The organism is Collinsella sp. AM34-10 (assembly GCF_003469185.1).
GTDB lineage: Bacteria > Actinomycetota > Coriobacteriia > Coriobacteriales > Coriobacteriaceae > Collinsella.
Genome location: NZ_QSIL01000006.1, coordinates 74,436 through 97,317, shown reverse-complemented (window position 1 = coordinate 97,317; position 22,882 = coordinate 74,436). Strand labels below are relative to the sequence as shown.

Sequence of the window (22,882 nt, the reverse complement as noted above, 5' to 3'; positions counted from 1 at the left end):
GTGCTAATCCAGTTTGGTACCTGGAACCTGCACGGCTTTACCGAGCAACGCTTTGAGCTCGTTCAAAATGGAAACGGGCTGTCGGTCAACGCTGTTCAGATGGAGCGTGGCCACGCGAATGGGCGGCTGATATTCAAGCGAGCCGATGAGCACGGGAGAACCCAGGAATCGTTCGATTTCGTTTGCGAGCTCGTCGATTGCCTCGGGGCCGAGCTCATCGAAAAGCGCCACGAACATTGGTCCCGTCGAGCGGAACAGGCGACCCTTGCCGCGCGAACAATCCATGAGGCAGGCGGCACTTTCGGCGAGCACGCGGTCGCCTGCATCGAATCCAAAGCGGGCATTGACTTCGGCGATATCGTCGACCTTAATGGCAATAAAGCCTGCCTCGCGCGCCACGCGGCGCATCTCTCCAATAGCGTTGACCAGCGCGTGGACATCGCCCAGGCCCGTTACCGAGTCGGTCGTATCTGCCAAGCTTCGGTTGATGATAGTGCCCACATACATGCTGGGCTCGGTATCGGTGCCGTCCAAGCGGTAACCTGTGCAGTCGCAAAGCACGTATTTTCCGGTGGCATCCATTACGCGATACTGCATGTAGTGGAAGTGCCACGTGCCGTTTATCACCATGTCGAGCTCGGCGCGTACGTTGTCGCGGTCCTCGGGATGAACGCGGGCGAGCCACATGTCGAGTGAGTTAAAAGGGTGCTGGGAGGGCAGGTCAAAATCGCGCACGGCGTTAACCGACCATTGCGATTCTCCCGTATCGAGGTTAAGGATGAACGGATAGCGCGTCTCGGAGCTCATGGAGATCGCTTGGAACACCCGGTCGTTGCAGGGAAGCTGATCGACGATTGGGCGTTGCGGCGCGTCATTGTCTTTCGGTTGCTGCACACGATGCATAAGCTTATAGCGATACATCTTGCGATCGGCATCCATCGTCATCTGGCGACGCGTGTCGCCGGCAAGTGGATCGACGCGCGAGCAGCCAAAGCTAAAGCTGGCGATCATGGGCGCCTTGCCACTTGAGCTCGCCTCGATCAGCCCGGCACGTACCCGCTCCAAGCGCTGCTCGAGTTCGGTCTCGTTTGCGGAGAGCGAGATGAGCACAAACTCGTCTCCACCGATGCGGAACAGCATCTCATCGTGCTCCATGGTTTCGGAGAGCGTGCTGCAGATGCTCAGAATATAGCGATTGCCTTCGGCGTGGCCAAACCTATCATTGCAATGTTTGAGATGGTCGATGTCAATATAGGCGCAGGTGAAGGGGTCACCTTTGTGCCAGAGTTGCTCGACGTGACGGTCGAGTCCGCCGCGGTTGCCCAAGTTGGTGAGCGGGTCGATATAGGCGTTGCTCTCAAGCAGCCGGCGCTCTTGTTGCAGAATGGCATGCGTCTTTTGCAGTTGCTCGCCAACGGCGCGCAGCTCAGCAGGCAGCGCGGCAACATCGAGTTCGGCGGTCGAGATGCCATTCGCAAGTCGCTGAAGATAGGCAATAATCGATTGCTCACCCAGGCGATATGACTCGTTCATGATGGATAACCTCCTTGGGCGGAACAACGGTTTGTATCATATCCCCAATTCGGTTTGAATTGGGGTAATAAGTTAGCTAATGGAGACAAATGCCCCCTTCGACGGTGGCGTTTTGCGCGCGAGCGTATCAGTTGTTATTGCCACCATCGAGCAATGCCTCAAAATCCTTCGCCGGCATGGGGCGGTAGTAGAGGAAGCCCTGAGCGTAGCGGGCACCCATGTGGCGTAGCATGTTCGCCTGCTCATCTGTCTCGACGCCTTCGATTACAATGGGCAGATGGAGCGACTGCGCCATCTCGAGCATCGATGACACGATCTGCGCGCTGCGGCCTTGATCGCGGTCGGTGGGCACAAAGGTGCGGTCGAGCTTGATGACGTCGACGTTGACGTTCTTGAGCATCGCGAGCGTGGACTGACCGGTGCCAAAATCGTCCATATAGGTCGAGAAGCCGCGGGTGTGCAAGTCGGCTGTCAGTTTGTCCACGGCTTCGGACTCTCCCGTATAAGCCGTCTCGGTGATCTCGATACGCATGAGCTCGGGCGGTAGGTTGTATTGGGCGGCAAGCGCCCCCATATGCTCGGCAACGTCGCAGGCAAGGATATCCACGCGCGACACATTAAGCGAGACCGGAACCACACGAAGGCCGCGATCGAGACGCACGCGCAGCCACGAGGCGACACCCTGCCAAATGTACTTGTCGAGCGTCACCACAAAGCCGCTTTCCTCGAGTGCGGGGATAAACGTTGCGGGTGAAATGAGAGAGCCGTCCTTGTCAATCCAGCGGGTGAGTGCCTCGGCGCCAATGATCTCGCCGGTTTCCATATCGACCTGGGGCTGCAGGTAGTACGTGATGCGGCCGTTTGAGAGCGCGTACTGGAACTCGGTCAGCGTGCGGTGGAACGCAATCTCGTGTTCATATTCTTCGGGGCGGAAAATGGCAATGCGCTCCTTGAAGTCGTTTTTGGCGCGTCGATTGGTAAACATGGCCTTTGCCTGCGCATCGATGGTGATCTCCTCATTGGAGTCGATGGGGTAAATGCCCATGGACGGCCAAAAACCTACGCCGTCATCATGCCTGGCTACTGCCTCGCGAACGCGGTTGTAGATTTGATGGACGGTGATGTGCTTAAAGGGGATGAGTGCGCAAAAGTCATCTTGGCCCCAGTACCCTGCGACGCCCATATCGGCATTCTCGATGTCCTTGAGGACCGTGCCCACATCGGCGAGTACGCGGTCGCCCTCGGCCTGGCCGTGCCATTCATTAAACAGGCGCATGTGGCCCATGTCGACCGTGGCGATGCACCAGGTGCCGTCGCGCCTTGCCTCGAGAAATGCGTTGGCGCGCCGCATAAACTCGCTGGGTCGATAGAGGCCCGTGAGCGAGTCGATACGTTCGGCGATGGCGCTTTTGCGCTCCGCCTCGGGTATGGGGAGGCTGTCGTTGGGAACAAGCCCGCCGGCCGTGCGAAGGCGACGGTCGAGTTCGCCTAAAACGGCGGTCGCTTGATGGGTTAACTGCTCGTAAAAGGCCGGGACGACAAGGCAGACGGGAGTAATGGTGTCGCCCGCGATTTGAACGGGAGCGAAAACAGCCTCTTTAAGGTGGCGGGTCAGTTGCTCGAATGCCTCATGGTCCAAATCGTTGCTGAGCACGACGAACTGGACGCTTCGTGAACGGAAGACCCGGCTTCTGCCGCGGGTGATCGACAGCATGCGGCCTGCGTATTCGGCAAGCATGTTGTCGACAGCCTCGGCCCCGTAGAGCTCGTTGAGATTCGCCGTGCCACGAATGCGCACCGCTATAAGCCCCGTCTCGCAGCGGTCGCGACGGCAGGCATCGATAGCGTTGACCAGCATGCGCTGCGTTCCGAGGCCTGTGGCGGCGTCGACGGTTTCGGCAAGCGAGTGGTTGACGAGTTCGCCGACATAGAGCGAGGGGACATTTCCGTCGCCGTCGATGCGAAACCCGCGAGCACGGCAGAGAACGTAGTCACCCGCGGCATTGCGCATGCGGTACTGCATGACGCGGCGGTGTTTGGAGCCGTTAAAGATCTGGTTGATGTCGTTGGCGTAGGCCTCGAGGTCATCGGGATGGACGCGCGTCTTCCAGAAATCGCGGCAGCTGTCTATGTGCTCCGAAGGAAGACCGAGATCGCGCAAGGCACCTTGCGACCAAAGGGTGCGGTCCTTGTCCAAGTTCTCGATAAAGAAATAACGGCCCTCGTTGAGCATCGAAAAAGCGTCGAAAATACGATCGCTTATTTCGAAGTCGTCGGCGTGGACTTGCGTAATATTGCGCCGATCGAGGTGCATGGCATGACGTAGCTTGTAGTCGTACATGCGATGGTCGGCATCGAGTGTCATGCGATTGGAGGCTTCGCCCAGGGCGGGGTCGGCGTGTGCCACTCCGTAGCTAAACGAGTGGGGCATCTCGGAATCGTTGTTTTTGAGCAGGATCGTTCGGCAGTGTTCCAGACGTTCGGCGAGGTCGTCCTCGGTCGCAATCGTAGATAGGATGGCAAACTCGTCGCCGCCTATGCGAAACGCCGCCTCGTCCACTTTCATATACAGTTTGAGATAGAGGCTTACCTGCAAGATATAGCGGTTGCCCTCGTCATGCCCAAAGACGTCGTTGCAGTGCTTGAGATTGTCGATATCGATGAACGCCATGGTAACGGGGGTGTCCTGCTCCCAGAGCTCCTCGAGGGAACGGGCAAAGCCGCCACGGTTGCCAAGCCCGGTAAGCTGGTCGGTAAAGGCGGTCCTGATCAGATCCTCCTGACGCTCGAGAAGGTCACGGACGGTCTTTTCGAGCGTTTCGGTGTAATTGCTGACAGTATCCATGTTCTAAGCGGCTTTCTGAAGTCGGGGCGGATTGCGTCGGGCGAGCTCGTCGTGTACACGCGTCGTTGCTCAGCGTTTTGCGTGTATCCAGGCCCCCGCCTTGCTGCGTTGTTGGGTTACTTTGCCGGCTAATGTTCGCTGTTGATAACTGCTGAGTAGTATAAACAACAGTAATAAACAACAGTACAAAATTATATAGGGGTGCACATGCTGTGGGTGGCTATTATTCGACAAACGGCAGCGCGATGATGCGATGTTCGATAAAAATGCGACTGGGGCGGTATATGTTGATGGGTATACTTGTTCCGTTTAAATTTGCGGGGACGGAGATGGTCGCATGGCACAGCCAACTATGACGCGCACGGTGGGGCTCGCGCTCGAGGGAGGCGGCTACCGCGGTATGTATACGGCGGGCGTGCTCGACGTTTGGATGGAGCACGGTTTGACCTGCGACCATATGGTGGGCGTCTCGGCGGGCGCGGCGTTTGGCTACAATTTTAAATCGCGCCAGATCGGCCGTGCCATTCGCTATAACAAGGCCTATTGTGCCGATAAGCGCTATGCGGGTGTAGCAAGCTGGCTGCGGACCGGCGATATGTTCAATGCCGATTTTGCCTATCACGAGGTGCCTATCGAGCGCGATCCCATTGACTTGGAGGCGTATCGCGCCTGTCCCATGCGGTTTACGTGCGTGTGCACCGATATCGAGACGGGCAAGGCCGTCTACCATGACCTGCCTTATGGCGACGAGCGGGATATCGAGTGGATCCGGGCATCGTCGGCGATTCCCGTGGCGACGCGTCCCGTTGCTATTGACGGGCATAAGTATCTGGATGGTGGCGTGGCTGATTCTATTCCCAGTGCATGGCTGTTTGCGCAGGGGTATGACCGCAATATCGTGGTACTCACGCAGCCGGCGGGCTTTGTGAAGCAGCCCAACAGCGTGATGCCCATGCTGCGTCGCGTGTTCCGTCACTATCCGGAGTTTGTCTCAGCGCTTGAGCATCGGCATGAGGTTTACAATGCCACGCTCGATGACCTGGCACGTCGCGAGGCTGCCGGCGAAATCTTTGTGGTGCGTCCGAGCGAATCGGTGAAAGTGCCGTCGCTGTGCCGCGAGCCCGATGAGCTCGAGCGCATCTATCAGATCGGTCGTCGAGATGCGGAGGCGACTTTGCCGGCGTTGGAGGCCTACCTAGCGGGGTAGAGCAAACTGCCGCGGACTCGGCGGAAAGCGCATCCCGGAATGGAGGTCCAAACTGGGATGCGCTTTCCATTGCTAAAGATGTGAGGCTGCGGATCAGCTGCTCGGCTTATGCCTCTGCTTGCTGCCAGGTGTCGACGAGCTCCTTGGCTGCGGCGTGGGGGTCGTCGGCACTGCAGACGGCGCTCACCACAAAGAAGCCATCGACGCCGGTTGCCTTAAGCTGCGGCAAGTCGGCCGTCTTGACGCCGCCGCCCACCACGATGGGCACGGGGCTTGCCGCGTGGAGTGCGGCCAGGTCCTCAAAGCTCTTGGTGATGATAGAGCCGTCGGCCGCGCGTCCGCAGTCGCGCTTGGTCTCGGTCTCGTGGAGTGGGCCGATGCCCAGGTAATCGACCAGGCTCATGTCGGCGGTCTTGACGTACTCGAGCATTTCCTCGCAACGGGCCGAAAGACCCACGATGGCGTCGGGGCCCAGCAGCTTGCGGCAGACCTCGACGGGAATGTCGCTCTGACCCACATGCACGCCGTCGACGGCAATGCCCTGCTCGCGTGCAGCAAGCACGCAGTCCAGGCGGTCGTCGATGAGCAGGGCGACCTGACCGGTCTTGCCGGCCTGCGCGATTGCCTGTGCGGCGTCGCCGGTCAGCGCGATGATCTCGCGGGCACTTGCCACCTTGGAGCGCACCTGGATGCAGGTAAAGCCGGCGTCGAGCGCCTGGGCCACCACATCGCCCACGGGGCGCCCGAGCGTGTTTTCGGGGCCGAGTACCAGATAGGCCGAGATATCAAGGTTGTCGCGGATGCTCATCGTGCTTCCTCCTGCTTTTTGATCTGCGCTTCCATGCGCTCGAGCTTGCCGGTCATGGTGTCGGTAAATCCGGGCCGAATATCGGCTTTGAGCACGACTTCGGTGCGGATACCCTTGCTCGCCAACACAAAGGTTGCGTCGCGCACGACCTGCATGACCTCGTCCCAGTTGCCCTCGATCTCGGTGAACATCGAGGTGGTGCGGTTGGGAAGGCCGCTCTCGCGAATGACGCGCACGACCTCGGCGACCTCGGCGGACAGCTCATCGCCGGTGCCGCATGGGGCGATGGCCACGGCGACGAGTGTGTTCATGCCGGTATTGGTTGTGGGCTCGGACATGGCTTATGCCTCCTCGAGCTCGAGTCGGTTATCGGCGATGTCCTGGGCGGTCGCGCGGTAGAGCTCGTCGATAAAGGCGACCTTAAAGCTTGCCGGGGCATCGGCGACGGCGGCGGCACGCGTGCCGGCAACGTTGTAGACGGCGGTGCCGCAGACGGCTGCCGTAAACGGGTCGGCGGCGCAGGCGTACACGGCCAGCACGCCGCCCTGCGAGCAGCCGCAGCCGGTGATCTTGGACATGAGCGGGCTGCCGCCGTGGGACTTGGCCACGGTCGTGCCGTCGGTAATCAGGTCGACTTCGCCCGAGACGACCACGGCGCCGCCGGTGTAGCGGGCGAGCGCCACGGCGGCATCGCGGGCGGCGTCGACCGTGTCGGTGGTATCGACGCCGCGTACGCGGCTCAGATCGGCCGCCTCGCCCTCAAGACCCCACAGGCCGGCGAGCGCAATGATCTCGGAGGCATTGCCGCGCACGATGGCGGGCTTGTACTGCTTGAGCTCGTTTACCAGCTGGGTGCGCAGGCTACCGATGCCCAGGCCCACCGGATCGAGCACCCAGGGCTTGCCGGCGTCGTGTGCCGCCTTGGCCGCTCGGGGAATCGTCTGCTCGTAGATGGGGAAGAGCGTGCCCATATTGAGATAGATGGCGCCGCCGCCGGCAACGAGTGCCTCGCCTTCGTCGGGCAGATAGACCATGGCGGCCGATCCGCCCACGGCGAGCTGTGCGTTGGCGACAAAGTCGATCGTCACCGTGTTGGTGATGGAGCCGGCCATCGGATTGGTGGCGCGAATCTCCTCCACGGCCTTGACCATATGCTGCTTAAGCTGTTCCGAATCAATCACTGCACATGCCTCCCTGGCATAGAAAAGGGGCGCTGTGCATAGACAGCGCCCCTGTAAAGGCGGCATGCTCCCTACGCCAGCATTAACTGACAGGTTCAAAGGATTGGGCCCCATGCCCTCTCAGCCTTGTGGTTTGCACCGCCGGCACTCCCGCATCGAATCTGTTGTTCCCTATACTAACGCACCTGCCAAAAAGGGACAGGTTTATTTTGGCAGGTCGTTACAATAGGTAGGACCGATACGAATGGGGGCCTTATGATTAAACTTGTGCTGACCGATATGGACGATACGCTGATTCCAGCCGGGCATGACGGCGCCAGCGACTACGCCATCGAGGGCATTCATGCCATGCAGGCGGCGGGTCTGCACTTTGGCCCGGTTTCGGGTCGCCAGCCGTCCGCGATGGGCTGGATGTTCCGCAATTGCGTCGAGTGCTTCTCGACCGGCGCGTTCTGCAACGGCCAGGTCATGTTTGTGGACGGCGAGGCGGTGGCCTCGCATGCGACCGACAACGATGCCCTGACGCGTCTGGCCGATTACCTCGAGCAAGAGACCGACGATACGTATCTGAAGGTCTACAGCCTGGGTGATGACTTTTGGGATAACGATGCCTATTGCGTGACGAACGACCCCGAGCGCGTACGCCGCGCCATGGAGTCGGGCGGCAACGCGTGGCTCAAGGGCGAAGAGGCCCCGTGCCGTCCTGTTGTCGATGATGCCCCGGTGTTTAAGGCGAATATTTGGAGTGCCCGTTCACGTGAGGAGCTCGTGGAGCTACGCGAGCGCGTTGCCGCCGAGGTGCCGGAGCTCTCGCTTGTGTTTCCCAACAACCGCGTGCGCCTGTTTGACATCCTTCCGGCCGGTTGGGACAAGGGCTGCGCTGCGCTGGAGCTGGCGCGCGCTTTGGGCCTGACGCCCGACGAGGTGGCCGTGTTCGGTGATTCCGATAACGATCTGCCCATGATCGATGCCGTTCCCAACTCCGTTGCAGTCGCCAATGCCAACGAGGCTGTCACGGCTGCCGCGCGCTGGCATATCGGCGCTGCGGCAGACGATGCGGTTGCCGGGGCTCTGCATCAGATTGCCGCCTGTGCCGCGACGGGGGAGATGCCGCCGTTTATGCGTCAGATGGATGCGACGGGTTTCGACGTCACGAACGTCTAGGGAGAAAGCTATGAAGCTTCAGCAGCTCAGGTATGTCGTCAAAGTTGCCGAATGCGGCAGCATCACCGAGGCCTCGCGCCGGCTTTTTGTGTCGCAGCCTTCGATTACCGCGTCGATCCGCGATCTCGAAAACGAGATGGGTGTGCACATCTTTGAGCGCACCAACAAGGGTGTCATTGTGTCCGAGGAGGGCGAGACCTTCTTGGGCTACGCGCGCCAGGTGCTCGACCAGGCGGATCTGCTCGAAGGCAAGTACAAGGGCGAGTCCGAGCAGGTGCCGCACTTTAGTGTGAGCTGCCAGCATTATTCCTTTGCCGTCAACGCGTTTGTCGATGTGATCCGTGAGTTCGATGCCGCGCGCTACGACTTTACCCTGCGCGAGGAGCAGACTCACGAGATTATCGAGGACGTCGCGCATATGAAAAGCGAACTAGGCATCTTGTACTTGTCCGAGCACAATCGCGAGGTCATCGAGCGCATGCTGGCGGCCAACGAGCTCGTGTTCGAAGAGCTCTTCTGCGCCACGCCGCACGTTTTTGTGTGCGCCGACCATCCGCTGGCGGGCCGCTCCAGCGTGACGCTCGAGGACCTGGAGGACTATCCCTTCCTGTCCTACGAGCAGGGCAGCTACAACTCGTTTTACTATTCCGAGGAACTGACCTCGACGTTTGAGCGCCGCAAGAACATCCGCGTGCGCGATCGCGCGACGCTGTTCAACCTGGCCATGGGCCTCAACGGCTACACGGTGTGTTCGGGCGTGATCAGCCACGAGCTCAACGGGCCGGGTATTATCTCCATTCCGCTCGATGTGGACGAGTACATGGAGATCGGCATCATCACGCGCAAAAATACGACGCTCACGCGCTACGGTCGGGCCTATATCGACGCGATCCGCCAACATATCTAGGCTGCTGCGTTCTGCACAGGTCAAATCTCTTTAAGGCAGCCCAAACTGATATAGGAAGCATCTATATCAAACTGTTATAAACATATATTATACGATGGCCATAGGAGCGCTCATACTCTGTCCCAGTAAAGCAACCAATTCAAAGGGAGATATCTATGAGCACTTCGATTCAACCGAACGCGCCGTTTCGCGCCGATATCGTCGGCAGTTTTCTTCGTCCTCAGGCCGTGAAGGACGCCCGTGCCGCCTACGCCGCGGGCACGCTTGATGACGACGGCCTTAAGGCCGTCGAGGACGATGCCATTCGCGATTTGGTGGCAAAGCAGAAGGCCGCCGGCCTGCAGGTCATCACCGATGGTGAGTTTCGCCGCAGCTACTGGCACCTCGATTTTATGTGGGGCCTTAACGGCATTGAACGCCGTACCTCGCGTACGGGTTATATGTTCCACGACGAGGAGACCACAGCCGACACCGCCGTGGTAACCGGCCCCATTAGCGGCGAGAACCATCCGTTCGTCGAGCACTTTAAATTTGTCAAGGTGCTCGAGGGGGAGGGCCAGGTCGCGCGGCAAACCATTCCGGCGCCGATCCAGACGTTCTCCGAAGTCACGCTCGACCGCTGCGACGGCCAGCAGGAGAGCCTGCGCGCTGTCTATAAGACCGATGAGGAACTTGCCGACGCCATCGCAGCCGCTTATCGCACGGTGATCGCCGACCTGTACGCAGCAGGCTGCCGCAACATCCAGTTTGATGACTGCACCTGGGGCATCTACTGCGACACCGATTTTGTCGCCAAAACCGGCATGAGCCCGGTCGACCTGCAAAAGGTAAGCGAGCTGGGCGTGGCGCTCAACAATGCCGCCATCGCGGACAAGCCCGACGATCTGGTCATCAACACGCATGTGTGCCGCGGCAACTACCACTCCACCTATGCCTTCGAGGGCGGCTATGACCCCATCGCGCCGTACCTGTTCGCAAACGAGGATGTCGATGCATTTTACCTGGAGTTCGATACGCCGCGCGCCGGCGGTTTTGAGCCGCTCAAGTACGTTGCCCCGGGCAAGAAGGTCGTGCTGGGCTTGGTAACCACCAAGGCGGCAGAGCTCGAGAACGAGGATGTTATCGTCGAGCGCATCCGTGAAGCCGCAAAGTACGTGCCGCTCGAGAACCTGTATCTGTCGCCTCAGTGCGGCTTTGCCAGCTGCGAGATTGGCAACAAGCTGACCGAGGATGAGCAATGGGCAAAGATCGCGCTGGTCAAGCGCATTGCCGAGCGCGTTTGGAAATAGCGCTAGTGTTTGCAGGTGGCGGCGCGTGCGAGGCATAGTGTATCGCGTACAATGGTTCGGATCGTATCGTTCGGGCAGGTTATCCGATATGCCTGATCGCCCTTCCATTCGAAAGGACATCCATGTCCCAGTCCTCGACGCCCGCCGTCAGCGATGCCATCTACGACGCATCGTCGCTCGGCCGCCCGCGCATGTTTCTGCTCGGCCTACAGCACCTGTTTGCCATGTTTGGCGCCACCGTGCTGGTGCCCGTGCTCACCGGTCTCTCGGTTTCGGCGACGCTTTTGTTTGCCGGCTTGGGCACGCTACTGTTCCACTTCTTGTCGCGCGGTAAGGTGCCGGCATTTTTGGGCTCATCGTTTGCCTTTATTGCCGGTTATGCCGCAATCGCGCCCAACGGCGAGACCGAGCTTTTGCCCTACGCCTGCCTGGGCGTAGCCTGCGCCGGTCTGCTTTATCCGGTGCTTGCGGCGCTCTTCCGCGCCTTTGGCGCCAAGCGCGTTATGCGCTTCTTTCCGCCGGTGGTGACTGGTCCCATCGTTATTTCCATCGGCCTGATTCTGGCGAGCTCCACTATTGCCAACTGCCAGACCAACTGGTTTGTGGCTGTTATTGCCGTTGCCGTTATCGTGATCTGCAACATCTGGGGCCGCGGCATGGTCAAGATCGTGCCGATCCTGCTGGGCGTCGTGGTGAGCTATGCCGTTGCGGCTGCGCTCGGCGAGGTTGATTTCTCGGGCGTTGCCGCCGCTCCGTGGGTCGGTCTGCCCATCGTGTGGGACAACACCGTGTTTGCACTCTTTGGGCCGCAGTTCGATAGCGGTCTTGCCACGACGGCCATCATCACCATCATGCCGCTGGCCTTCGCGACCATGATCGAGCATATCGGCGATATCTCTGCTATCGGTTCGACTTGCGAGCGCAACTACATTGCCGATCCCGGTCTGCATCGCACGCTGCTCGGCGACGGCCTTGCCACGATTCTGGCTTCGCTCTTTGGCGCTCCGGCCAACACTACGTATGGTGAGAACACCGGCGTGCTCGCCCTGACGCGCGTGTTCGACCCGCGCGTAATTCGAATTGCCGCGTGTTGCGCCATCGTGCTTTCGTTCTGCCCCAAGTTCGCGGCTGTCATTGCGGCCATGCCGGCGTGTGTGATCGGCGGTGTGTCGCTCGTGCTCTACGGCATGATCAGCGCTGTGGGCGTCCGCAACCTCATCGAGAACCAGGTCGATTTCCAGAACAACCGCAACGTGCTGGTTGCCGCGCTGGTGCTCGTGCTTTCGCTCGGCATCGCGTACAGCACCGCCGGCGCCATCGTGTTGGAGCTGGGCGGCGTGACCATTTCGCTGTCCGGCATTGCCGTGGGCTCACTGGTGGGCATTGTGCTCAACGCCATCCTGCCGGGTAACGACTTTGAGTTTGATGTCTCCGAGCTTGAGGAGGCTGCTGAGTAGCAGCTGCGTTCGGCTAAAACAAGATATGGTGCCCATGCGTATATGCGTGTGGGCACCATTTTTAATGTGTCAGTATCCAGTGGATGCCGCGGGCCATGCGTAAGTCGGTTTGGGCAAAGTGATTGCCGGGGTTGAGCTCCAGCGTTGTTGGAATGCCGCGCTCGACGAGCAACGCTTCCATCGCGCGTGTGTCGTCGAGTACATGCCGCATCATGCGGTTGGGCGTCTTGGTTTCCTTTTTGCCGAGTGACAGGTAGACGGCTTGCGGGCTGCCGGCAAAAGGGGCCGTGCTGGCACGGTCGACAAAGTCGGGAAACCATAGCGACCCCGATGCGCTCGCGGCGCGGTCAAAGGCGTCGGTTTGCCAGAGGGACCAGAGTGCGAAGAGGCCTGCGAGCGAGTAACCGGCAATGCCGCGCCGGGTGGGCGGCTGAGGAAGCGACGACTCGACCTGGGGGATTATCTGATTCAGCAGCTCATCAAGAAAATCGGCAGCTTGGCCGCCGAAAGGCTCGGCATCGCGTACGGTCCCGTCGCATGCCCAGGGGCTCAGCTCGCGATTCCAATCGAGCCCGCCAATGGTGACGAGGGCGAATGGCGGACAGTCGAGCTCTCGGCAACACTTATAAACCTCGCTGCCGTCGCCCACGCCCACAGGAAGGTAGATGACAGGCGCGCTTTCCGTATGATTCGAATAAACGGTTATCTGCTTTTGATGCGCTTCCATGACGGGCTTCTCTCAGTGTTGTGATATCGGCAGCCCCAATTGTCGCACGCCAGCGTATGCCGGTTGGGCTAGACCAAAGACAATCTCGTGCATCCCCTGCGGACGCATATGGAAAACGCCACCGCCGGAGGGGAGCTCGGCGGTGGCGTTGTTAAACGGTGCTCGGGCTCGGGGCCTTCGCGGGAGCTGCCATGTGCGCAGAGGCGTCTAAGAACGCTTACGGCTCGCCATGGTGCCTGCGGCGATAGCGGCTGTTCCCGCAAGGACGGTTGCCACGATGGCCGCACCCGAGGTGTCGCCGGTTGCCGCGAGCACGCCGGTAGTCTTGGCTTTCGTGGTTGAAGCCGCAACGGCCTTGGTCGGCTTTGAGCCCTCAGGCTTGGGGTTCTGCTTGGACTCCGCGGGCTTGCTTTCTGCGGGCTTGGTCTCGTCGGGCTTGGGGTCTTCCGGCTTGGCTACCTCGGGAGGTGCGATGGTCGTACTTTTGGCGACTGCTTTGATATAGAGGGAGTCGACCGTGGCGTCGCCCGTGCCGATGGCTTGGCCTGCCTCGTAGATGCCGTCACGGAGCTTGCGATAGTCAATGACCTTGCCGCCTTCGGGCGTCTGGATGGCGGCGTTCTCAATCTTGATGGTGCCGATTGTCTTGCCGTCAGCGCTCATGGCACGGGCAAAGATTGCCGCTGTATTTCCTTCGGCCGTTACCTTGCTGCGGATGATCGAGATGACTGCGGGTGTGACGCCCTCGCTGGTCTGGGCGATGATGCCGATGTTCTCGCCTCGGGGTTCGCGCCCCGTCTCGCCATCTTGGTTTTCGCTGTAGGGGATGGGGCCGTCGCCGTTCTCGACATAGCGGGCTATGGCCTTGACAACGGAGTCGCTGATGTAGATGTGGCCGCCCTTCTCGTTGGGTCGATCGTTTCTGGTGGAGAATGCAGCCGAAACCTCGCCTTCCGCAAACGCGTCCACGGTGGAGCCGTTCTTGACGACGATGTCGTCCTGGTAGGTGAAGAGGGCGTTGGCGCCACCGTATCTGCCTTTACTTGCACGGACCGTCACGTTTGCATGATCGAGGGTGATGCCCTTGTGGGCATAGACGCCATATTCAACACCGTTTACGTTGAGGGAGGCGTTTGTGGCTGCGAGGCTGCCCTTGGCCTCGACGGCAGCGTCTTTCTCGGAGCTTGCCTTGACCTGGCTGCCGTCCGAGATGTTGATATTGCCGCCGCTCCAAAGGGCCTCACCATCGGCTGAGCTTGCCTCGACCGTCCCGCCACCCTTGATGGTGAGGTTCTTGTCGGCTCCAATACCCTTGTCCTTGGTAGCCCTGGCGGTGACGGCTCCGCTGTCGTCAATCGTGATATTGCCGTTTGCCCTGATGCCATCCGATGCACCCGTGGCGTTGACGTTGCCCGAACCTTTGATAGCGAGATCACCTCCGGCATTGATGGCATCAAACCCAGTGCTCGTGGCGTTGACGGATCCGGCTCCGTCGATGTTGATATTACCCGTGGAGAGGATAGCATCCTCAGTAGATGTCACGCTGAGCGTGCCGCCCTCGTCGCCTTGGATATTGAGCTCGGCATTCTCGTTAGTGCCATGAGAAACGTTGATGCTTTCGATCCATTCGGCAGTGACGATGTTGGTTCCCGAGTAATTCACGTTGAGCTTGCCTGCGGCCTGGATCTCGCCGCCGTTATAGTTGTTGAGCTTCAAGTCGTCGGCGCCGTCCCACGACCAGGTACCGGCCTCGTCGCTCGCCGCGGTGTTGTACTTGTTGCCGCCGACCTTGACCCATTCCGCTGCGAGCGAGACGCTCGGCATGAGCAGCGAGCTCACCGTGAGCGCGCACACGGCGCCCGCGACGATGCGGCGCGTCACGCGGCGCCAGCTGCCGTGCGCGAGTCCTATGCGATGGCGAACGTCGGGTTCGGCAACATGGGTTCCGGCGGTAGTGTCATTGCGTTTGGGGGTCGTGAACAAGGCTGCCATGGTTGCTCCCGTTCTCATAGGGCCTATACGACTAGATTCAGCGTATCTGCTGGATGTTGCCGGCGGTAGTGCCGTTTGGAGGGCAAAATGGCCAAAATTGGGGAGAAATAGGCCGCACGCCGGCGCAGGGACCAGCGCTAAAAGAAAAGCGCGGGGCCGCATGGCGACTCCGCGCTTTATTGTTCAGCTTTTGCAGCCTTGCCCTTACGCTACGAAGAAGTAGACGAGGAAGGCAAGGGCCGCGATCCACCCGTCCCGTGCGAAAAAGTGTTTACGAGCGCTTGCGGCTCACCACGGCGCCCGCGGCGATGGCAACTGTTCCCGCAAGGGCGGCTGCCACGATGGCTGCGCTCGAGGCGTCGCCGGTTGCTGCGAGTTTGCCGGCGATCTTGGCTCCCGTGGCTGCAACTGCAACGGTCTTGGTCGTCTTCGTGCCCTCGGACTTGGAACCCTCGGGCTTGGTCTCGCCTGGCTTCTCCTCGGGTTTGATCTCCTCGGGAGGCGCGATGACCGTGCTCTTGGCGACAGCTTCGTTATAGGGGGAGTCGATCACAGCGTCGCCCGTGCCGATGGTTTGACCCACCACGTAGAAGATGCCGTCATCGAGTTCTTCCTTGTTGCGATAGCCAATGATCTTGCCGCCTGTGGGCGTCTGGATGGGAGCGCCTTCGATCTCGATGGTGCCGATTGTCTCGCCGTCCGCGCTCACGGCAAGGGCGAAGATTGCCGCCGTGTCTCCCTCAGCTGTGACCTTACTGCGGACAATCGAGATGGTCGCGGGCGTGATGCCCTCCTTGGTCCGGGCAAAGATGCCGATGTTCACGCCCCTATGCTCGGGAATGACCGCGCCGCTTTGGTTGTTGCTGTAGTGATCGGGGCCGTCGCTACCGGACTCGACATAGCGGGCTATAGCCTTGACAACGGAGTCACTAATGTAGATGTGACCACCCGCTTCGTTGGGGTAGTAGTTTCTGGTGGAGATTGCGGTCGAGAACTGGCCTTCTGCGAACGCATCCACGATCGAGCCGTTCTTGATGACGATGTCGTCCTCGTCGGTGAAGAGGGCGCTGGCTTCATCGTTCCCTGCACTTGCACGGACCGTTACGGTTGCGCCATCGAACGTGATGCCCTTGTAGACATAGATGCCATACCCAACGCCACTTGCGTTGAGGGAAGCGTTCGTGACCGTGAGGCTGTTTTTACCGTCGATGGCGGCGTCTTCCTCGGAGCTTGCCTTGACCTGGCTGCCACCCGAGATCTCGATGTTGCCGTCGGCCCAAATCGCATTGTCTTTGATAGAGCTTGCCTCTACCTTGCCGCCGCCCTTTATGATGAGGTTCTCGTTAGCATCGATACCCTGATCCTCGGTGGCCTTGGCGGTGACGGTTCCGCTGTTGTCGATCGTGATGTTGCCGTCGGCCCTGATTCCATCCGAATCGCCCGTGGCGTTAACGTTTCCCGAGCCCTTGATGGTGACATCGCCCCCGGCATCGATGGCATCGTGCTCGGTGCTCGTGGCGTTGACAGTGCCAGCGCCGTCGATGTTGATGCTGCCGACGGAAGTGATGGCGTCACGAGAAGATGTCACGTTGAGCGTGCTGGACGCGTCGCCCTGAATATTAAGCTCGGCGTTCTCGTTCGCGCCATCCTTAACCTTGATGCCGCGGCCGTCGCCGTTAGTGACGATGTTGTCGCCCTCGTAGCTCACGTTGAGCTTGCCCGCTGCCTCGATCGCGCCGCCGTTATAGCCGTTGAGCTTCATATCGTCGGCGCCGTCCCAGGCCCAGGTGCCGGCCTCGTCGCCTGCTGCAGTGTTGTACTGAGTGCCGCCGACGTTGATCCACTCGGCCGCGAACGAGACGCTCGGCATGAGCAGCGAGCTCACCGTAAGCGCGCATACGGCGCCTACAACGATGCGGCGTGTCACGCGGCGCCAGCTGCCGTGTGCGAGCAGCGTGCGACGGCGCACGTCGGGCTTGACAAAATGGGCTCCAGAGGTTTTGTCATTGCGCTTGGGGGTCGTGAACAAGGCGGCCATGGTTACTCCCATCCTCATAGGGCCTATGCGATTACGCCCAGCATATCTGCAGGATGTAGCCGGCGGTAGTGCCGTTTGGAGGGCAAAATGTCCAAAACTTGGGAAGCAATACATCGCGCGCCCGTGCGTTGCCTGGCTTTAAAAGAAAAGCGCGGAGCCGCTCGATGCGACTCCGCGCTTTGGTGTTCTGCTTTGGCAGCTTTGCCGTTACGCTACAAAGAAGTAGACGAGGAAGGCAAGGGCTGCGATCCACATGAGCGGCTTGATCTCGGAGGCCTCGCCCTTAAAGAGCGCGACGATCACGTAGGCGATAAAGCCCAGGCCAATGCCGGCAGAGATGGAGTAGGTGAAGGGCACGCCGGCGACAATCATGAACGCCGGGAAACCCTGCGACACGTCGGACCAGTCGATCTCGGAGGCCTCGCTCATCATGAGGTAGCCGACGTAGACCAGAGCACCGCAGGTGGCGGCACTGGAAACGATGGTGACGATGGGGGAGAAGAACGCGGCGAGAATGAACAGCACGCCGGTGGTGACGGAGGTGAGGCCCGTGCGACCACCGTCGGCAGCGCCAGAGGTGGACTCGACGAAGGTAGTGATGGAGGAGACGCCCATAAAGCCACCGGCAGCAGCGGCCACGGAGTCGACGACCAGGATGGGACGGATGTCCTCGACATTGCCGTCCTCGGTCAGGAACTCGCCCTGCTTGGCGACGGCCATCGCGGTGCCCATGGTGTCGAAGAAGTCGCTCATGAGCAGCGAGAAGGCAACGACGAGCAGCATCGGGTCGGTCAGGACCTTCACGATGGCAAGGTTGCCGTCGGCAGTGCTGGCAAACGGGGCGCCGAAGGTCGAGAAGTCGAGCGGTGCGATGAGGCCCTCGGGCGCATGGGTGACGCCCAGCGGGATTCCGGCGATAACGGCGACGATGATGCCGATGAGCAGCGAGCCCGGCACGTTGCGGGAAGCCAGGGCAACCGTCACGACGATGGAGATGATGCCGACGATAAAGGTGGGGGAGGCGATGTCGCCCAGGCCGACGAGCGTACCGGCGCCAGCGGTGATGATGCCGGCGTCGCACAGGCCGATCATGGCGATGAACAGGCCCAAGCCAACCGAGATGGCGTGGCGCAGGACCACGGGGATGGCGTCCATAATGGCCTCGCGCAGGCCGCACAGGACGAGCAGCAAGATGACGACACCCTCGAGGAAGATAACGCTCATGGCCACGTGCCAGTCACCGCCGCACATGGTGGTGGCGATGCCCGCGATCATGGCGTTGATGCCCAGGCCCGAAGCGCAGGCGAGCGGGCGGTTGGCGAAGATGCCCATGCAGATGGTCATGATGCCGGCGCCCAGGCAGGTGGCACAGGCGAGCGCTCCCGCATCGATGCCGGCGCCCGAGAGCACCGCGGGGTTGACGGCGATGATGTAGGCCATCGCCAGGAATGTTGTCAGTCCAGCGCGAAGTTCGGTCCCGATTGTGGACTTGCGCTCACTGACGTGAAAAAGTTCGTCCATGCATACCCTTTCCTTGTTCGGCCCCGAGTTTAGGCCGATTGACACGAACGCTCCCACTATAGCCCCTTTACGACGCTGTTGTTCCTCGCATGTTGATGTTCGGCGCTTTGTGACAGACGGACGGTATTTTTCGCATGAAAATGTGTGGGTACCGTATACTTAAGCGGTTACAACGACCCCTATGGAGGAACGTATGATTAAAGAGCTCTGCCACGACGAGGCTATCCTGTCCCAGCGTTGCGAGGTCGCGACCGTCGAGGACGAGTCGGTTGCTCAGGACCTGATCGATACCATCAAGTCGCTCGACGATGCCGGCTGCCTTGCCGCTAACCAGATTGGCGTTACCAAGAAGGTCTGCGTCTACCTGGACGACGCCGGCGAGCCCCACGTGCTCTACAACCCCCGTCTGGTGTTTGGCCTGGGCGCCAGCAAGATGGAGGAGAGCTGCCTGACGCACGACGAGATCACCAAGTCCACGCGCTATATCAAGTGCAAGGTCGCTTATGACGTGATCGTCGACGGCAAGATGCGCGAGCGCAAGCAGGACTTCGTCGGCTTCGAGGCACAAATGATCCAGCATATGATCGACCACTGTCTAGGCAAGCTTGTCTAGGGTGACCACAGCACCACACCTCGCCGCTCACTCGTCACTTGCGTACCATTAGTACGCGGCGCTCCTCGTTCGGGGCGATCTGTGGCACTGTGGCACCCTAGACCGACCTGTTAGGGTGACTTTATTACGTTCATATGTGGTTTTTGGTCCGGGCGTGACATTGTTGTCATGTCCGGGCTTTTGTGTTTAACGCCTCTTTGTTTGGTGACAATAACCTTAGCAAGAACGTAAAGCTGGGAGGCGCTATGTGTACGAGCATTCGATTTACCGATAATTCCGGCCACATGTATCTAGGCCGCAACCTCGACTGGAGCTTTGACTATGGCCAACAGGTTCGCGTGATGCCTCGCGGGTTTCACATTCCGTATTCGTTTATCGACGACGCGACAGCGGCACACGCGGTGATCGGTATGTGCATCGATTACAAGAACTATCCCATGTTCTTCGACTGCGGCAACGATGCGGGCCTCGCCGTGGCGGGTCTCAATTTCCCGGGTTATGCCGAGTATGCCGAGGACCCTGTCGACGGCAAGACCAATATCGCAGCCTATGAGTTTCCCCTGTGGGTGGCAGCGACGTTCTCGACGGTCGATGAGGTCGAGGCCGCGCTGCGCGACACGGTGATTGTCGCCAAATCTGCCGGAGAGGGGCTGGGCGTGTCGCTGCTTCATTGGATTATCGGCGACAGCCAGCGCAGCATCGTGGTCGAGATGATGGCTGACGGCCTGCATGTATACGACGATCCGGTCGACACCCTTGCCAATCAGCCCACCTTCCCGTGGCACATGGAAAACCTGCGCACCTATATCACGGCCACAAGCGATTTTCCGCAGACGGCGACATGGCGTGGCGCCGAGCTCAAGCCCTATGGCGCGGGTGCCGGCATGCGCGGTATTCCGGGTGACTGCTATTCGCCGAGCCGTTTTGTAAAGGCGGCGTACCTCAATGCCAATTACCCGCAAAAGGAGAGCGAGACCGAAAACGTCGTCCGCATGTTCCGTTCACTCGAGGGCGTGGTGATGATTGAGGGGGCGTCCAGGATGGGCGATGGCAAGTTCGAGAAGACTATCTATACCGGATGCTTTAGCGCGCGCACGGGCAATTATTACTACGCGATGTATGGGGATCCGTCGATTCGCTACGTGAGCTTGATGGATGCCGAGGGCGCGAGCCCCGATAGGCTCGTGGTTCCCGATCCGCGTCGTTCGTAGCCGTTAGCTTTACTGCAATGCAAAGCGGCCCTGCATCTCCCGTGAGATGCAGGGCCGCTGTCGTTGATTTGTGACGTCGCTAGAAGTTGGCGTCGTTGAGCTGGTCGCTCTCGAGGCCGTCGAGCTGTTGTTCGGGCGTATCGGCGACGCTCTCGAGCAACTCGGTGGGGTCGACGTTCATGTTTCTGCCGGCTTCGTTGCCGTTGACCAGGTCGTCCGAGAAGATATCGACTTCCATTTCCTCGGCCTCTTCGATCTGAACCTCGAGCGGCACCTGGGTGCGCACGAGCTTAACGGCCGGGCGCATGCGGGCAAACAGCGGCACGTACTCGATGATGATGGCCGAGTTCTCAAGACCGTACCAGCGTGCCGGGCTTCCGCAGGCGCGGCGGACGGCGTACTTGATGGCCATGACGCGGTGGTCATTGCGGTTGATGTCCGTTTCGGGGGCAAGCATCTTGCGCAGCATGCAAAAACGGAAATCGCCCACGTTGCCGCGTGTCTCGTAGATGGAGTAGGTGTGATGCTGCGGCGGCAGCTCACCCGAGGCCATCAGGTCGCCGACGATCTGACGCAGATAGGCGTTGATGCGCTGGTTGACCTTAAAGCCCAGGTCCAAGCGCACGCGGAACAAAAAGTCCGTGCCAAAGGTCTCGACGGAATACTCGTGCGTATAGGGCTCATCGGTAACGTGTACGTTGATGAACCAGTATGCCTTGGCGCGCTTGGGATGCTTATCCAAGATGGAGTAGAGCACGTCGCGGTCGAGCGTGAGCGGGTCGGGACTGTTGGTAAGGAACACCAGATTGTCGGCGAGCACGGGGTAGGTCTCGTCGTTGCGCAGGCGGCCGAGCTGGTCAATGTACTTGGAGACGGGCAGCAGGATCGTCTGCGTGCGCTCGATCGCGGTGCCGCGGCGCCACACGTACATAAGGCCAAACAGCAGCGAGGCCAAGAAGATCATCACATAGCCGCCGTCAAAGAACATGGTGAGGCACGAAGCGAAGAAGCACAGCTCAATGGCACCAAAGAGCAGGGCGAAGACGCAGGCGCCCAGCTTGTGTTTGAGGATGCCGGCGATGTAGCTCGTCAAAAGCGTCGTGGTCATGAGCATGGTCACGGTAATGGCGAGGCCGTAGGCGCTCTCCATGCGCTCGGAGTTTTGGAACAGCAGCACGATGAAGATACAGCCGACCCACATGATGTTGTTGACGAGCGGAATATAGAGTTGGCCCTTGGTGTCGCTGGGGTAGTGGATGCGCAGATGCGGCATGAGATTGAGACGGGTTGCCTCGGATACCAGCGAGAACGAGCCGGTAATGAGCGCCTGCGAGGCGATGATGGCCGCTACGGCCGAAAGCACGATGGCAAAGGGGCGCAGGGGCTCGGGGAGCATCATATAGAACGGGTTGACGATATCCATCGCGAGCATCTGGGGGTTGGAGTTATTGGCGAGCAGCCAAGCTCCTTGACCCAGATAGTTGAGGATAAGGGCCGCCTTAACAAACGGCCAGGATGCATAGATGTTAGCCTTGCCCACGTGACCCATGTCCGAATAGAGCGCCTCGGCGCCGGTCGTCGACAGGAAGACGAAGCCGAGCACCATGATGCCCGAGTGGTTGATGGGCGAGAACAGGAACATGATGCCGCGGATGGGGTTGAGCGCGCGTAGGATGGACAGGTTGCCGAGCATGTTGAACAGGCCGGCGCCAGCCAAGAACAGGAACCACAGCGTCATGAGCGGGCCGAACAGCTTGCCGATCGACGAGGTGCCGGCGCGCTGCATGGCAAACAGGCCGCAGATAATGATGATGGTGATGATGATGACGTTGGTCTGGCCGTCACCCAAAAGCGCGTGGCCCCATTCGATGGTGCGCAGGCCCTCAATGGCTGTGGTGACCGTGACCGCGGGGGTGAGGATGCCGTCGGCGAGCAGCGCCGCGCCGCCGATCATGGCGGGGAGAATCAGCCACGGTGCCACCTTGCGCACCAGGCTAAACAGGGCGAAGATGCCGCCTTCGTTGTGGTTATCGGCCTTCATGGCGATAACCACGTACTTGACCGTGGTCACGAGCGTCATGGTCCAGATGACGAGCGAAAGCGCGCCCAGGATCATGTCCTCGCTGACGGTGCCGATGCCGCCGTTGTTGGTGACAATTGATTTCATGGTGTACATGGGGCTCGTGCCGATGTCGCCGTATACGACGCCGAGCGTAACGAGCAGCATGCCAGCGGAGAGGGGAATGGCTCCATGCCCGCCTTGACCACGCTGGTCTTGGGGGCTTGCCTCCAGTTTGTCGTGTGCCACGTGGACTCCCTTGGACATCCGGTTATCTGTCTAGGACAGATAATCTTTATGCCGTCTTTATACATACAAGAGCAGTTTGGC

General features: G+C 60.1%; 17 protein-coding genes and 1 riboswitch. Of the genes, 7 read left to right on the top strand and 10 right to left on the bottom strand.

Annotated elements, in window-relative coordinates; translation table 11 throughout:
• Nucleotides 1-3: 3 nt before the first annotated feature.
• Together DW823_RS06955 and DW823_RS06950 are read right to left on the bottom strand one after the other, a co-directional pair.
• Entirely contained in the window at nt 4-1,533 is a 1,530-nt protein-coding gene (locus tag DW823_RS06955) for a diguanylate cyclase domain-containing protein (protein ID WP_118081357.1), read from the bottom strand.
• A gap of 127 nt (nt 1,534-1,660) precedes the next feature.
• A complete protein-coding gene (locus DW823_RS06950; protein WP_118081355.1) occupies nt 1,661-4,378 on the bottom strand; it encodes an EAL domain-containing protein in 2,718 nt (905 codons plus the stop codon).
• Nucleotides 4,379-4,715: 337 nt separating this feature from the next.
• Between DW823_RS06950 and DW823_RS06945 the strand changes: the two genes are divergently transcribed.
• Nucleotides 4,716-5,585, top strand: a complete 870-nt coding sequence (locus DW823_RS06945; protein ID WP_118081353.1) for a patatin family protein — start codon at nt 4,716-4,718, stop codon at nt 5,583-5,585.
• A gap of 106 nt (nt 5,586-5,691) precedes the next feature.
• On the opposite strand, the gene DW823_RS06940 is transcribed toward DW823_RS06945, so the two are convergent.
• The 3 genes from DW823_RS06940 to thiM are packed head-to-tail and all read right to left on the bottom strand — an operon-like array spanning nt 5,692 to nt 7,574.
• Nucleotides 5,692-6,393, bottom strand: coding sequence for a thiamine phosphate synthase (locus DW823_RS06940; protein ID WP_118081350.1), 702 nt, complete (start codon nt 6,391-6,393; stop codon nt 5,692-5,694).
• A complete protein-coding gene (locus tag DW823_RS06935; protein WP_233543037.1) occupies nt 6,390-6,731 on the bottom strand; it encodes a thiamine-binding protein in 342 nt (113 codons plus the stop codon). Before DW823_RS06935 ends, DW823_RS06940 begins: the two co-directional genes overlap by 4 nt.
• 3 nt (nt 6,732-6,734) lie before the next feature.
• Nucleotides 6,735-7,574, bottom strand: a complete 840-nt coding sequence (gene thiM / locus DW823_RS06930) for a hydroxyethylthiazole kinase (RefSeq protein ID WP_233543036.1) — start codon at nt 7,572-7,574, stop codon at nt 6,735-6,737.
• A gap of 51 nt (nt 7,575-7,625) precedes the next feature.
• A riboswitch (TPP riboswitch) is annotated at nt 7,626-7,736 on the bottom strand.
• 93 nt (nt 7,737-7,829) lie between these two features.
• Here thiM and DW823_RS06925 point away from each other — a divergent pair.
• From DW823_RS06925 to DW823_RS06910, 4 genes are all read left to right on the top strand, one after another.
• On the top strand, nt 7,830-8,738 hold the full coding sequence (locus DW823_RS06925; RefSeq protein ID WP_118081348.1) for an HAD-IIB family hydrolase: 909 nt from the start codon (nt 7,830-7,832) through the stop codon (nt 8,736-8,738).
• Between the two features lie 10 nt (nt 8,739-8,748).
• Entirely contained in the window at nt 8,749-9,645 is an 897-nt protein-coding gene (locus DW823_RS06920) for a LysR family transcriptional regulator (RefSeq protein ID WP_118081346.1), read from the top strand.
• A 155-nt stretch (nt 9,646-9,800) separates the two neighbouring features.
• The gene (locus DW823_RS06915) at nt 9,801-10,934 is read left to right on the top strand and encodes a 5-methyltetrahydropteroyltriglutamate--homocysteine S-methyltransferase (protein ID WP_118081344.1); all 1,134 of its coding nucleotides are present in this window, start codon (nt 9,801-9,803) and stop codon (nt 10,932-10,934) included.
• A gap of 122 nt (nt 10,935-11,056) precedes the next feature.
• A complete protein-coding gene (locus DW823_RS06910; RefSeq protein ID WP_118081342.1) occupies nt 11,057-12,391 on the top strand; it encodes a uracil-xanthine permease family protein in 1,335 nt (444 codons plus the stop codon).
• Between the two features lie 61 nt (nt 12,392-12,452).
• Here the strand turns inward: DW823_RS06910 and DW823_RS06905 are convergent, their stop codons facing one another.
• The 4 genes from DW823_RS06905 to DW823_RS06890 form a co-directional block, all read right to left on the bottom strand.
• Nucleotides 12,453-13,118, bottom strand: coding sequence for an alpha/beta hydrolase (locus DW823_RS06905; RefSeq protein WP_118081340.1), 666 nt, complete (start codon nt 13,116-13,118; stop codon nt 12,453-12,455).
• 207 nt (nt 13,119-13,325) lie between these two features.
• On the bottom strand, nt 13,326-15,110 hold the full coding sequence (locus DW823_RS06900; RefSeq protein WP_158567290.1) for a carbohydrate-binding domain-containing protein: 1,785 nt from the start codon (nt 15,108-15,110) through the stop codon (nt 13,326-13,328).
• Nucleotides 15,111-15,381: 271 nt separating this feature from the next.
• Nucleotides 15,382-17,148, bottom strand: coding sequence for a carbohydrate-binding domain-containing protein (locus tag DW823_RS06895; RefSeq protein ID WP_158567289.1), 1,767 nt, complete (start codon nt 17,146-17,148; stop codon nt 15,382-15,384).
• Between the two features lie 207 nt (nt 17,149-17,355).
• Nucleotides 17,356-18,669, bottom strand: a complete 1,314-nt coding sequence (locus DW823_RS06890) for an NCS2 family permease (RefSeq protein ID WP_118081333.1) — start codon at nt 18,667-18,669, stop codon at nt 17,356-17,358.
• A gap of 193 nt (nt 18,670-18,862) precedes the next feature.
• Here DW823_RS06890 and DW823_RS06885 point away from each other — a divergent pair, with 193 nt between their 5' ends.
• Nucleotides 18,863-19,282, top strand: coding sequence for a peptide deformylase (locus DW823_RS06885; RefSeq protein ID WP_118081332.1), 420 nt, complete (start codon nt 18,863-18,865; stop codon nt 19,280-19,282).
• A gap of 245 nt (nt 19,283-19,527) precedes the next feature.
• Entirely contained in the window at nt 19,528-20,493 is a 966-nt protein-coding gene (gene bsh / locus DW823_RS06880; RefSeq protein ID WP_118081330.1) for a choloylglycine hydrolase, read from the top strand.
• A 79-nt stretch (nt 20,494-20,572) separates the two neighbouring features.
• Here bsh and DW823_RS06875 read toward each other — a convergent pair whose 3' ends face one another.
• Nucleotides 20,573-22,819 (bottom strand): KUP/HAK/KT family potassium transporter, encoded by a 2,247-nt coding sequence (locus tag DW823_RS06875; protein WP_118081328.1) that lies wholly within the window; start codon nt 22,817-22,819, stop codon nt 20,573-20,575.
• Nucleotides 22,820-22,882 lie beyond the last annotated feature (63 nt).

Coding starts and splice junctions, on each gene's coding strand:
- DW823_RS06955 (WP_118081357.1), bottom strand. CDS start 1,533: ATGAACGAGTCATATCGCCTGGGTGAGCAATCGATTATTGCCTATCTT.
- DW823_RS06950 (WP_118081355.1), bottom strand. CDS start 4,378: ATGGATACTGTCAGCAATTACACCGAAACGCTCGAAAAGACCGTCCGT.
- DW823_RS06945 (WP_118081353.1), top strand. CDS start 4,716: ATGGCACAGCCAACTATGACGCGCACGGTGGGGCTCGCGCTCGAGGGA.
- DW823_RS06940 (WP_118081350.1), bottom strand. CDS start 6,393: ATGAGCATCCGCGACAACCTTGATATCTCGGCCTATCTGGTACTCGGC.
- DW823_RS06935 (WP_233543037.1), bottom strand. CDS start 6,731: ATGTCCGAGCCCACAACCAATACCGGCATGAACACACTCGTCGCCGTG.
- DW823_RS06925 (WP_118081348.1), top strand. CDS start 7,830: ATGATTAAACTTGTGCTGACCGATATGGACGATACGCTGATTCCAGCC.
- DW823_RS06920 (WP_118081346.1), top strand. CDS start 8,749: ATGAAGCTTCAGCAGCTCAGGTATGTCGTCAAAGTTGCCGAATGCGGC.
- DW823_RS06915 (WP_118081344.1), top strand. CDS start 9,801: ATGAGCACTTCGATTCAACCGAACGCGCCGTTTCGCGCCGATATCGTC.
- DW823_RS06910 (WP_118081342.1), top strand. CDS start 11,057: ATGTCCCAGTCCTCGACGCCCGCCGTCAGCGATGCCATCTACGACGCA.
- DW823_RS06905 (WP_118081340.1), bottom strand. CDS start 13,118: ATGGAAGCGCATCAAAAGCAGATAACCGTTTATTCGAATCATACGGAA.
- DW823_RS06900 (WP_158567290.1), bottom strand. CDS start 15,110: ATGGCAGCCTTGTTCACGACCCCCAAACGCAATGACACTACCGCCGGA.
- DW823_RS06895 (WP_158567289.1), bottom strand. CDS start 17,148: ATGGCCGCCTTGTTCACGACCCCCAAGCGCAATGACAAAACCTCTGGA.
- DW823_RS06890 (WP_118081333.1), bottom strand. CDS start 18,669: ATGGACGAACTTTTTCACGTCAGTGAGCGCAAGTCCACAATCGGGACC.
- DW823_RS06885 (WP_118081332.1), top strand. CDS start 18,863: ATGATTAAAGAGCTCTGCCACGACGAGGCTATCCTGTCCCAGCGTTGC.
- bsh (WP_118081330.1), top strand. CDS start 19,528: ATGTGTACGAGCATTCGATTTACCGATAATTCCGGCCACATGTATCTA.
- DW823_RS06875 (WP_118081328.1), bottom strand. CDS start 22,819: ATGTCCAAGGGAGTCCACGTGGCACACGACAAACTGGAGGCAAGCCCC.